This window comes from Pantoea sp. Fr-CA_6 (assembly GCF_024520895.1).
In the GTDB taxonomy this organism is placed as follows: Bacteria; Pseudomonadota; Gammaproteobacteria; order Enterobacterales; family Enterobacteriaceae; genus Pantoea; species Pantoea agglomerans.
The window spans coordinates 60457-72600 of sequence record NZ_JALNPO010000002.1; the positions used below are offsets into that span (position 1 = coordinate 60457).

General features: G+C 55.9%; 11 protein-coding genes. 8 read left to right on the forward strand and 3 right to left on the reverse strand.

The annotated features are described in order from the left end of the window. Nucleotides 1-27: 27 nt before the first annotated feature. From ppiD to NR201_RS03350, 3 genes are all read left to right on the forward strand, one after another. A complete protein-coding gene (ppiD, locus tag NR201_RS03340) occupies nt 28-1896 on the forward strand; it encodes a peptidylprolyl isomerase (RefSeq protein ID WP_256849377.1) in 1869 nt (622 codons plus the stop codon). A gap of 140 nt (nt 1897-2036) precedes the next feature. Beyond that, nucleotides 2037-2390: a helix-hairpin-helix domain-containing protein gene (locus NR201_RS03345; RefSeq protein WP_022626117.1), complete on the forward strand. Its 354-nt coding sequence runs from the start codon at nt 2037-2039 to the stop codon at nt 2388-2390. A gap of 100 nt (nt 2391-2490) precedes the next feature. Beyond that, nucleotides 2491-2889, forward strand: a complete 399-nt coding sequence (locus NR201_RS03350; RefSeq protein WP_010671209.1) for a YbgC/FadM family acyl-CoA thioesterase — start codon at nt 2491-2493, stop codon at nt 2887-2889. A gap of 50 nt (nt 2890-2939) precedes the next feature. Here NR201_RS03350 and queC read toward each other — a convergent pair whose 3' ends face one another. Then, nucleotides 2940-3635 carry a 7-cyano-7-deazaguanine synthase QueC gene (queC, locus tag NR201_RS03355; RefSeq protein WP_031592184.1) on the reverse strand — a complete coding sequence of 232 codons (696 nt, stop codon included), beginning with the start codon at nt 3633-3635 and terminating at the stop codon, nt 2940-2942. Nucleotides 3636-3676: 41 nt separating this feature from the next. Further along, a complete protein-coding gene (locus tag NR201_RS03360; RefSeq protein ID WP_163799299.1) occupies nt 3677-5395 on the reverse strand; it encodes an SgrR family transcriptional regulator in 1719 nt (572 codons plus the stop codon). Between the two features lie 92 nt (nt 5396-5487). On the opposite strand from NR201_RS03360, the gene cof reads away from it, so the two are divergent. Continuing rightward, entirely contained in the window at nt 5488-6309 is an 822-nt protein-coding gene (cof, locus tag NR201_RS03365) for an HMP-PP phosphatase (protein ID WP_256849378.1), read from the forward strand. A 34-nt stretch (nt 6310-6343) separates the two neighbouring features. Here cof and NR201_RS03370 read toward each other — a convergent pair whose 3' ends face one another. Beyond that, entirely contained in the window at nt 6344-7378 is a 1035-nt protein-coding gene (locus tag NR201_RS03370) for a PLP-dependent cysteine synthase family protein (protein WP_064689923.1), read from the reverse strand. A gap of 117 nt (nt 7379-7495) precedes the next feature. Here NR201_RS03370 and NR201_RS03375 point away from each other — a divergent pair, with 117 nt between their 5' ends. The 4 genes from NR201_RS03375 (at nt 7496) to glnK (ending at nt 12115) form a co-directional block, all read left to right on the forward strand. Further along, nucleotides 7496-7957, forward strand: coding sequence for an Lrp/AsnC family transcriptional regulator (locus tag NR201_RS03375; protein WP_031592177.1), 462 nt, complete (start codon nt 7496-7498; stop codon nt 7955-7957). A gap of 24 nt (nt 7958-7981) precedes the next feature. Then, nucleotides 7982-9751: a SmdA family multidrug ABC transporter permease/ATP-binding protein gene (locus NR201_RS03380; RefSeq protein ID WP_010255867.1), complete on the forward strand. Its 1770-nt coding sequence runs from the start codon at nt 7982-7984 to the stop codon at nt 9749-9751. Continuing rightward, nucleotides 9744-11519: a SmdB family multidrug efflux ABC transporter permease/ATP-binding protein gene (locus tag NR201_RS03385; protein ID WP_010255871.1), complete on the forward strand. Its 1776-nt coding sequence runs from the start codon at nt 9744-9746 to the stop codon at nt 11517-11519. The genes NR201_RS03380 and NR201_RS03385 overlap by 8 nt, the downstream gene beginning before the upstream one ends. Nucleotides 11520-11776: 257 nt before the next feature. Beyond that, on the forward strand, nt 11777-12115 hold the full coding sequence (gene glnK, locus NR201_RS03390; protein WP_003850469.1) for a P-II family nitrogen regulator: 339 nt from the start codon (nt 11777-11779) through the stop codon (nt 12113-12115). Nucleotides 12116-12144 lie beyond the last annotated feature (29 nt).

A 12144-nucleotide genomic window follows, 5' to 3' on the forward strand; every position in this document is an offset into this window, starting at 1 on the left:
CACACTACAGCGGAGTGTTGCCATACCATGATGGACAATTTACGCGCGGCGTCGAACCATGTCGTGCTCAAGATTATTTTGGGGCTGATTATCCTCTCCTTTGTGCTGACGGGCGTTGGCAACTATCTGATTGGCGGCAATAACGACTATGCGGCCAAAGTTAACGGCCAGGAGATTAGCCGGGGACAGCTGGAGCAGGCGTTCAACAGCGAGCGCAGTCGTCAGCAGCAGATGCTGGGCGATCAGTTCTCACAGCTGGCCAGCAACGATGGCTACATGCAGCAGATTCGCCAGCAGGCGCTGTCGCAGTTAATCGATCAGGCGCTGCTTGATAGCTACATCAAAGATCTCCACCTCAGCATCAGCGACGATCAGGTGAAGCAGGCTATCTTCAATCAGCAGGCTTTTCAGACCAACGGTAAATTCGACAATGCCAAATATCTGAGTCTGATCAGCAATATGGGCTTCAGCGCCGACCAGTATGCCGAAGCGTTGCGTAAACAGCTCTCCAATCAACAGCTGATCAATGCCGTGGCTAACACCGACTTCACGCTGAAAGGCGAAGCCAGCAAACTGGTGGACCTGGTTTCACAGCAGCGTGAGATTCGTCAGGCGACGCTGGACGTCAATGTACTGGCGGCGAAGCAGGCCGTTACTGACGACGAAATCAGTCAGTATTATCAGCAGCATAAAACCAGCTTTATGGCACCAGAGCAGTTCCGTGTCAGCTACCTCCTGATGGATGCAGCCAGCATGCAGCAGGATGCCAGCGAGGCCGATATTCAGGCCTGGTACGACCAGCATAAAGCGGACTATTCGCAGCCACAGCGTACGCGCTACAGCGTCATTCAGACCAAAACTGAAGCCGATGCCAATGCGGTCCTGGCGCAGCTGAAAGCGGGTGCCAGCTTCGCTGACGTGGCAAAAGCCAAATCCATTGACCCGATCTCGGCGCGTAAGGGCGGCGATATGGGCTGGCTGGAACCCTCTACGACTCCGGATGAGCTGAAAAATGCCGGTCTGACTGAGAAAGGCCAGATGTCAGGCGTGATCAAATCTTCAGTGGGCTTCCTGGTGGTTCGTCTTGACGATATTCAGCCAGAGCAGGTTAAGCCACTGGATGAAGTGCGCAGCGCCATTGCAGCGAAAGTGAAGCAGGAGAAGGGCGTTGATGCCTTCTACAAAGTGCAACAGAAAGTCAGCGAAGCGGCCAGCAATGACAATGAGTCACTGGCGGGTGCAGAGCAGGCTTCTGGTCTGAAAGCGAAAGAGACTGGCTGGTTCAGTCAGGATACGCTGCCAGATGAGCTTAACTTTGATGCGGTGAAGCAGGCGATCTTTAATGGCGGTCTGGTCGGGCAAAACGGCGCGCCGGGCAACAACTCCGATATCATCACTGTCGATGGCGACCGTGCCTTTGTGCTGCGTATCAGTGAGCATAAACCGGAAGCGGTAAAACCGCTTGAGCAGGTTAAGGCGCAGATCACTGACACGCTTAAGCATAATAAAGCGACGCAGCAGGCGAAAGCTCAGGCCGATAAGCTGCTGACCGATCTGAAAGCCGGTAAGCAGGATGCGCTGACTGCCGCAGGTCTGACGCTGAGCGCCAGCAAGACCGTTGATCGTAATGCGCAGGATCCGGTGGCACAGACTGCCTTTAACCTGCCTCAGCCTGCGGAAAATAAACCTTCCTGGGGTGTCAGCGAAGATATGCAGGGCAATGTGGTACTGGTGGCGGTTGATAAAGTTAAAACCGGCAGCATGCCGCAGGCGCAGATTGACGAAATGGTCAAAGGCGTCACGCAGAATAATGCGCAGCTGGCGTTTGAAGCGTTACTGCAAAACCTGCGTAAAGAGGCCAAAATTAAGTACGGCGCTGCCGCACAAATGCAGTAAGCCTCGCAGAAACTGCGCAACGACTGTAACAATCAAAGGCCGCATTCGCGGCCTTTTCCATTTCTGAAATCCCGCTTTTGAGCCTTGTGTGCAGTAGTGCCACTCTGTCGCTGCTGTTTACACACAAGGAGAAACACAGCATGGCTAAACCTAAACTCGTTGCCTTTTATCTTTCACTCGCGCTGGGCGGCGCACTCTGTCACAGCAGCGTCTCTGCGGCACCTGAACCTGTCAGCGCAGCCGTTACGCAGAGCTCACATCCTGCGTCGAAGCCGGAAGCCGCCGCGCAGCCACAGCAGGATCAGGTCAGCATTAATGAAGCAACAGCCGAACAGCTCTCTGCCGTTATGAATGGGGTGGGGCTGAAAAAGGCGCAGGCAATTGTGAGCTATCGCGAACAGTACGGACCGTTTAGCGCAATTCAGCAACTCAGTGAAGTACCGGGTATCGGCAATGCGTTGATAGAGCGAAATGCGGCCCGGCTGAAATTGTGAAGCAGTACACATCTGTGATGCTTAACCCACGATAGACAGGCGACTCTGCTAAAGTGAACAGGTCCAACCAGTTAATTCACAGCAGCAGGAGAGCATGACCATGCAGACCACCATAAAAGTGCGCGGCTATCATCTGGATGTCTATCAGCACGTCAATAATGCGCGCTATCTTGAGTTTCTGGAGGAGGCGCGCTGGGAATGGCTGGAAGAGGTGGAAGCATTCCACTGGTTGCAGGAACAGAAACTGGCTTTTGTGGTGGTAAACATCAACATCAACTACCGTCGCCCGGCCGTGCTGGGCGACGTACTGACTATCGACAGTGAGATCACGCAGTTGAATGGCAAAAGCGGCATTATTGCGCAGCGGGTTTTGCTGGCAGGGCAGGAGACCGTGGTGGCGGATGCCGCACTCACTTTTGTCTGTATTGATTTGCGGACTCAGAAGGCGGTTGCGCTGGAAGGGGAGTTGCGTGAGCGACTGATGCGTCTGATGGCATGAGTCGATAAAAAGGCGGCAACCCGGATTCTCTGCCGCCACCTCAGACACTCTTAGTTAAGACCGCTTTTTGCTTTCATTGCCGCCATTACGCCAGCACGATCGTTGAGATAACCCTGCAGGCCATTGGCCCGTAAATGACAGGCTGCACACTCACCACATCCATCACCTTTCACGCCGTTATAGCAGGTCAGCGTCTGCTCGCGTACCAGCGCAAGCTGCTGCCAGTAATCCGCCAGCGCCCAGGTTTCCGCTTTATTGAGCCACATCAGCGGCGTCTCAAAACGAACATCGCGCGCCATGCCCAGCGACACCGCATGGTTCAGCGCTTTGACAAACTCATCGCGGCAATCGGGATAGCCGGAGAAATCGGTCTCACAGACACCAGTGATCACCGCTTCCGCTTCGACCTGATAAGCGTAAACCGAGGCCAGCGTCAGAAAGAGAATATTGCGTCCCGGCACAAACGTACTGGGTAATCCACTGGCCTCGGGATTATAAGCCGGCACCGGAATGTTATCCCGCGTCAGGCTGCTGACGGCGAGTTCGTTCAGCATGGTGACATCCAGCACTTTATGCGCGCGCGCGCCCAATTTAATCGCCAGGTCGCGGGCCACATCGATCTCTTCCCGATGGCGTTGTCCATAGTCGAAAGTGACGCAATGAACGTCATCATATTGTTCTAAGGCCTGAATCAGGCAGGTAGTGGAGTCTTGTCCACCGCTGAAAACTACAACAGCGCGTTTCATGGTGTTTTCCTGATAATTAATTTTGTGCTTATGGTAATGCCTCAGTCCGCCGCTGAACAGCTGCATGGCAGATCAATGGGCGGCGGGATCCATGCGCGGCTGAAATCGAACCAGCCCAGCGTATTCAGTTCAATCCCTTCAACGCCCGGCGGCGCGTAGATTTGATAGCGATAATTGAACAGTGGCAGCAGGATGCCGCCCGTCATCAGCTGATGATAAAGCTGATGCAGCGAGCGGGCACGGGTTTCGTCGTCAGCAATTTGCTGGATAGCCAGCAGTTGCGCCTGAATCTCTTCGCCCTGCAGTGTGGGCCACAGCGGCTGCCATAGCGGGTCAGTCTGCAACCAACTGGCCAGCGTAAAGACCGGCGCATCACCAATCAGTCTGTCGCCCATCACGATATCTGCCTCATCAAGCGGGTCGATGCCGTGCCAGTTTTTTACCGGATGAAAAACTACCTTCAGGGTGCAGCCGTGCTGTTTTAACAGTGCAACCAGCGCCTGTGACATCTGGTGCAGCTCAACCGGCAACTGATAATGCAGCGTCAGGGTTGCCGGTAAGGGAACCCTGACAGCATCAATCAGCGGCACACTCCAGCCAGGTAATAGCTCTTTACTGGGAGTGATGAGTCCCTCATCCAGAGGCAACCGGCTGACAATGCCGCTTTGCTGGATCAGCTGGAAAAGCGTGCGCGCCTGATCAGGGGTAAATCCGGCTCGCGGCCGGCAGACCAGATAACAGAAGCCGAGGCTGATACTGCTGCTGACCGGTTGCAGCGTCCTGAGCTCTGTGGCATCGCCTATCGCAATCTGCACCGGATGACGACAGCTGCTGCCGAGAGCGGGATCAAACAGCTGAGGGGTAATCCAGTACTCCACCGCCTGCAGCAGAGGACGCTGCAGATGCCAGCGCGCGTGACTTTCAATCCTCACCAGCTCGGCGCTGAAGTGCCTGAGTTTCCACGGCCCGCTGCCCGTGACGGGATCGATGGGATGGGGCAGCAGGCACAACAAGTGGGCGAGCCGATGGGGCAGCCAGAAATCAGGGCGGCGCAGTACGAAACGCACCGCAAGCGGATGGGGCGCATCCACGCTGACCACATCGGCCAGCAACACACTGACGCGCGTATCCCGCAACAGCTGGCGGAATTGCGCCACCAGTTGTGCGGCCTGCAGAGGCTCGTCGTTGTGCCACATCAGCTGAGGCCGTAACCAGAATAACCAGCCAGATGACGCCTCGTCATATTGCCAGTGATGCGCCAGATCGCCGACCGGCTCATCCTGCTCAAAGCGGGTCAGACCGGAATAGATCTGGCGAGCCAGGTGCTGCTCGGCCCGACCGGTAATCTGGCGCGGCTCTGTGCTCTCCATCGGACGATAGTAGGGGATGCGCAGAACCGGCGTATCGTTCTGCCACTGTCCACCCATTAATGGCCGCAGCATATTGATCAGCCTTTCCGGCGGCAGATCCAGCAGCTGCAAGGCCTCAGCGGCGTCTCCGGCGTCGAGCTGTTGTTGCAGCAACTGCTGCCGTAATTGTTCAGGTGAGCGCAGAAACACTATCTGTCCCTGTTTGCCACGGCCAGGCTCGCCGCGCCAGCTGAGCCAGCCTGCATGCTGCCACTGTGACAGCAACGTGCGCAGATGACGCTCGCTGCAGATACAGTGGCGGGCCATCTCCGCCACGCAGGTTTGCTGTGGGGCGCCCTGACTCTGCTGCCACAGACGCTGGAACTGATTAAGACGGTTAAGCTGGCGCATGTTAAACCCGGAACAGTTTTTTAAAAGTATTCACTATTAGTTCCGCAATTAACAGGCAATAGTGGAGTTCATCTTTCAGCAGGAGGTAAATCATGGTGCGTTTAGCCGCGTTCGATATGGATGGCACATTATTGCTGCCGGATCATCAGCTGGGTCAGCAGACGCTGGATAGCCTGCAGGCGTTGCATCTGCGTGGCGTTAATCTGGCGCTAGCGACGGGCCGCCATCTGCTGGAGATGCAGATCTTACGGGAAAAAATGACACTGCCCGCGTGGCTGATTACCGGTAATGGTACCCGTGTACACGACAGGCAGGGCAATCTGATCTTTGCGCGTGATCTGCCCTCTGCGGTCGCCGAAGAGGTGATCCACCGCCGCTGGGATACGCCCGCCACCCTGCATGTTTTCAACAATCAGGGGTGGTTTACCGATCACCCACAGCCTGAACTGCTGGTGGCCCATCAGATCAGCGGATTTGGCTATCAGCTGTGCGATCTTAAAAGGTTGCCCGCGCATCAGGTGACAAAAATCTGCTTTATCGATCAGCATCAGCGCCTCTGTCAGCTAAAAACAGAGCTGGATGCCGCACTGGGCGAGCAGGCTAACATCTGCTTCTCTGCCGTGGATTGTCTGGAGGTGTTACCCGCCAGCTGCAATAAAGGCAGCGCGCTGGCACTGTTATGTGACCATCTGTCGCTGACCATGGCGGAGTGTATGGCGTTTGGTGACGCGATGAACGATCGCGAGATGCTGGCGCAGGCCGGACAGGGTTTTATCATGGGCAATGCGATGGCGCAGCTGAAAGCCGCGCTACCGCATCTGCCGGTATTAGGGCATTGCGAGACACAGGCGGTGTCTCACTATTTAAATCACTGGCTGGCAACACCCGACCTCGCGTATTCCCCCGAATGCTGAGGATTGCCGTGAACCGGACAGGATGTCCGGTTTTTTATTCCAGCTCGCGCTGCCATGGCGTGATATCGCCAATATGTTTTGCCACCCACTCAGGCTGATAGTAGCTATCGGGATAACGTTCGCCGCTGTCGCACAGCAGTGTCACCAGTGCTCCCTGCTGATTCGCTGCCCGTAGGCGTTTTGCCACCTGCATCATGCCCCAGAAATTGGTGCCGGTAGAGGCGCCAGGCTTGCGTCCCAGAATCTTTTCCAGTTTCAGCATGGCGGCCAGCGTTGCACCATCCGGCACTTTGATCATTTCGTCGATCACGTCAGGCATAAACGACGGCTCCACTCGCGGACGGCCAATTCCTTCGATCATGCTGCCGCGCGCGCTGGTCAGGGTAGCATCACGCTGCTGCCAGTAATCAAAAAACACCGAATGCTGCGGATCAACCACCAGTAGTTTAGTTTCCAGTCCCTGATAACGGATATAGCGGCCCAGCGTGGCTGAGGTGCCGCCGGTGCCCGCACTCATGATTATCGTATGGGGAATCGGATAAGGTTCATGCTCCATCTGACGGAAAATGCTCTCTGCAATATTGTTATTGCCGCGCCAGTCGGTGGCACGTTCAGCATAGGTAAACTGATCCATAAAATGGCCATTGAGCTCCCGCGCCAGCCGTTCAGATTCAGCATAGAGCTGGCAGGGATCTTCAACAAAATGGCACTGTCCGCCATAAAAAGTGATCTGCTCAATTTTACGCTTCGCCGTGCTCGCCGGCATCACCGCAATAAAGGGCAGACCCAGCAGCCTTGCGAAGTACGCCTCAGAAACGGCAGTGCTGCCTGACGAGGCTTCGATAATCGGCGTATCCTGTTTAATCCAGCCGTTGGAGAGGCCGTAGAGGAACAGGGATCGTGCCAGCCGGTGTTTAAGACTGCCACTGGGATGGGTACTTTCATCTTTCATATAGAACCAGATACCGGGAAAGTCCGCCAGATCGAAACGGATCAAATGGGTCTCAGCCGATCGTTGAAAATCAGCGTTAATTTCGTTGATAGCGTGGCGAATCCAGCAGGTGTGCATCTCAGGCGTCCGGTAAAAAAGTGATGCGGCTATTTTATGGCACGTGCAGGAAAAAGAGATTGCACAATTACCGCTAAAATGGCGGTAATGGAGAAAATGATTCTCCCGGAGCCGCGAATGTTAGATAAAACTGACCTTAAATTGCTCTCACTGCTGCAGCATGACTGCACGCTGTCGCTGCAGGCGCTGGCGGATGCCGTCAACCTCACCACCACACCCTGCTGGAAGCGCCTGAAAAAGCTTGAAGATGATGGCATTATTCGCGCACGGGTGGCGTTGCTGGATGGAGATAAAATCGGACTGTCACTGACGGCGTTTATGTTTGTTAAAACGCAGCAGCACAGCCGCGACTGGTATCAGGCATTTGTCTCGGTGGTGAGCAGCATGCCGGAGGTAATGGCCTTTTACCGTATGGCAGGCGAGTATGATTACCTGCTGCGCATTCAGGTGGCCGACATGAAAAGCTATGATGCTTTCTACAAGCGAGTAGTGAATGGGGTGCCCGGCCTGATTGATGTGACATCCAGCTTCGCCATGGAAGAGATTAAATACACCACGGCTTTACCTGTCGCCCCCTGAGGGCCTGAGATTGAGAGCAGCGTTGTGCGATTATTCAGTCAATTAAGTTGGTATTTTCTGCGGGAGTGGCGGCGCTATCTGGGCGCGGTCCTCCTGCTGATTGTTATTGCTATTCTGCAGCTGCTGCCACCGCATGTGGTCGGGGTGATTGTCGATGGCGTGACGCGTGACAACATGAGCACCAGCCGCATCATGATGTGGATTGGGATCATGCTGGCAACGGCGGTGGTGGTCTATCTGCTGCGCTATGTCTGGCGCGTGCTGCTGTTTGGTGCCTCCTACCAGCTGGCGGTTGAGCTGCGCGAAGATTTCTATCGCCAGCTGAGTCGTCAGCAACCGGCATTTTATCTGCGTCACCGCACCGGCGACCTGATTGCGCGCGCCACCAACGACGTGGATCGGGTGGTGTTTGCTGCCGGGGAAGGAGTACTGACGCTGGTCGACTCGCTGGTCATGGGCTGCGTGGTGCTGCTGGTAATGAGCACGCAGATCAGCTGGCAGCTGACGCTGCTTGCGCTGGTGCCGATGCCCATTATGGCCATCGTGATCCATCGCTACGGTAATCAACTGCACCATCGCTTTAAGCTGGCACAGGCCGCCTTCTCCAGTCTCAACGATCAGACGCAGGAGAGCCTGACCAGCATCCGGATGATTAAATCCTTTGGCCTTGAACAGCATCAGTCGCAGCAATTTTCCGATATCGCCCGCGATACCGGTGAAAAAAACCTGCGCGTGGCGCGGGTCGATGCCCGTTTCGATCCCACTATCTATATCGCTATCGGCTTCTCAAACCTGCTGGCGATTGGTGGCGGCAGCTGGCTGGTCTGGCATGGAGAGATGACGCTGGGGCAGCTCACCAGCTTTGTGATGTATCTCGGCCTGATGATCTGGCCGATGCTGGCGCTGGCGTGGATGTTTAATATTGTTGAACGCGGCAGCGCCGCCTGGAGCCGTATCGGCGCGCTGCTGGCGGAAGCACCAGCGGTGGAAGATGGCGATAAGTCACTGCCATCTGAACCGGGCACGCTGCAGGTCGCGATTCGTGCCTTTAACTATCCGGCCAGCGTGGGTCCGGTCTTAAGCGATGTCAGCTTCCAGCTGAAACCCGGCGAGATGCTGGGGCTGTGCGGACCAACCGGCAGTGGCAAAAGTACGCTGCTTAGCCTGATTCAGCGCCACTTTGATATTCAGCAGGGCGACATCCGTTATCACCAGATCCCGCTGCCGCAGTTGCGGCTGGATAGCTGGCGCAGCCGTCTGGCCGTGGTCAGCCAGACACCGTTCCTGTTCTCAGACAGCGTGGCGAACAATATTGCGCTGGGGAAACCGGGCGCAACCCAGCAGGAGATTGAGCATGCCGCCACGCTGGCCTGCGTTCATGACGATATCCTGCGTCTGCCGCAGGGCTATGAAACGGAAGTCGGGGAGCGCGGTGTGATGCTGTCGGGTGGACAGAAGCAGCGTCTTTCGATTGCCCGGGCGCTGCTGCTGAATGCGGAAATCCTGATTCTGGACGACGCGCTTTCCGCGGTGGATGGCCGTACCGAACACGAAATCCTGCATAACCTGCGCATCTGGGGGCAGGGACGCACGCTGATTATCAGCGCGCACCGCTTATCGGCACTGACGGAAGCCAGTGAAATCCTGGTCCTGCAGCAGGGCAGAGTGGCGCAGCGGGGCGACCACGATGCGCTGACCGGCAGTGCTGGCTGGTATCGGGACATGTACCGTTACCAGCAACTGGAAGCGGCGCTGGATGATGATGAAAATGAGAAAGGAGTGCCGCATGGCTAAGTCTGCACGCTTGTGGCCTACCCTGAAGCGTCTGCTGAGCTACGGTAAGCCGTGGCGTAAATCCCTGTCGCTGGCGGTAGGGATGCTGTGGATCGCTGCCGCGGCGGAAGTGACCGGACCGGTTCTGGTCAGCTACTTTATCGATAACCTGGTGGCGAAACATCAGATGCCCTGGGGAGTGGTCGCCGGACTGGTGGTCAGTTTTATCCTGCTTCAGCTGCTGGCCGCCGGGCTGCACTACTGGCAGGCGCTGTTGTTTAACCGAGCCGCTATCGGCGTGGTACAGCGGTTACGCAGTGACGTGATGAATGCCGCACTCTGTCAGCCGCTGAGTGCCTTTGATACCCAGCCGGTCGGGCAGATTATTTCACGCGTGACTAACGACACCGAAGTCATCCGCGATCTCTACGTCACGGTGGTTTCAACCGTGTTGCGCAGTGCCGCACTGGTCGGCGCTATGATGGTGGCGATGTTCAGCCTTGACTGGCGCATGGCGCTGGTGGCGATGATGATCTTCCCGCTGGTACTGGTGGTGATGTTCATCTATCAGCGTTACAGCACGCCCATTGCCCGTCGGGTTCGCAGCTATCTGGCAGACATCAATAATGGCTTTAACGAAGTCATCAGCGGTATGAGCGTGATCCAGCAGTTTCGTCAGCAGGCGCGATTTGGTGAGCGAATGGGCGAAGCAAGCCGCTCTCACTATCTGGCGCGAATGGAAACGCTGCGTCTGGATGGTTTTCTGCTGCGTCCGCTGTTGAGTCTGTTTTCAGCGATGGTGTTGTGTGGGCTGCTGATCCTGTTTAGTTTCTCGATGCCTGGCGTGTTTGAAGTGGGGGTACTCTATGCCTTTATTACCTATCTGGGGCGTCTGAATGAGCCGCTGATTGAGCTGACCACTCAGCAATCGATGCTGCAGCAGGCGGTAGTTTCAGGTGAGCGTATTTTCGAACTGATGGATGCCGCACAGCAGCAGTATGGTGCCGATCAGCAACCGCTGGCTTCAGGTCGTATCACCCTGAACAATCTGAGCTTTGCCTACCGTGAAAACCGCGATGTGCTCAGTGATATCAATCTTGAGGTTGCCCCACGCGAGTTTGTGGCGCTGGTGGGACATACCGGCAGCGGTAAAAGCACGCTGGCGAACCTGTTAATGGGTTACTACCCGGTAACGCGTGGCGAGATCCGCATTGATGATCGACCTATCAGCAACCTGAGCCATGCCGTGCTGCGGCGCGGTATTGCGATGGTGCAACAGGATCCGGTGGTGCTGGCCGATACGCTGCTGGCGAATGTGCGGCTGGGACGCGACATCAGCGAAGAGGCCGTCTGGACGGTGCTGGAACAGGTGCAGCTGGCTCCGCTGGCGCATGCGTTGCCGGAGGGAATACATACCCGGCTGGGCGAGCAGGGCAATAATCTGTCGGTCGGGCAGAAACAGCTGCTGGCACTGGCCCGGGTGCTGGTTGATTTGCCGCAGATACTGATCCTCGACGAAGCGACGGCCAATATTGATTCCGGCACCGAGCAGGCTATTCAGCAGACGCTTGAGACGCTGCGCCAGCACAGCACGCTGGTGGTGATTGCTCACCGCCTCTCAACGATTATTGAAGCAGACAAGATTCTGGTGCTGCATCGTGGTCGTGTGGTTGAGCAGGGTACGCATCAGCAACTGCTGGCGATGCAGGGACGTTACTGGCAGATGTATCAGCTGCAGCAGGCAGGTGAAGATCTGGTATCGGGCGTCGCTGTAACAACTGAAGGCTGAGTTGCACCTTTTTTGCGCACCTTTATCAGATTAATCTGTATAAATGCACTCCTTTGACGCCTGAAGCACCAAAGGAGTGCAGCCCTCCGCTGCAATTACCCCTGTTCGGCCTCTCTGTTTCCCATCCTCTTTAAAGCATCCCTTGTCGCGTCTCGCCTGAACAACGTATTACCGTCATTTTCACACTCTGGCACAGGCTTTGCTTATATCCCTGCGTGTCCGTAAACGTTACCTATTTACTCGCTGGAGGGGATCCAATGAAGCTGGTTACCGTCGTAATTAAGCCATTCAAGCTGGAGGATGTACGTGAAGCTTTATCCTCTATCGGCATTCAGGGACTGACCGTCTCCGAAGTGAAAGGTTTTGGCCGTCAGAAGGGCCATGCAGAGCTTTATCGTGGCGCAGAGTACAGCGTGAACTTCCTGCCTAAGGTCAAAATTGATATCGCTATTGCCGACGATCAGTTAGACGAAGTGGTGGATGTCATCAGTAAAGCGGCTTACACCGGCAAAATTGGCGACGGTAAAATTTTCGTGGCTGAACTGCAGCGCGTCATCCGTATTCGTACCGGCGAGACCGACGAAGCCGCTCTGTAATAAAGACTCAGTACTGTGATGGGATGGAA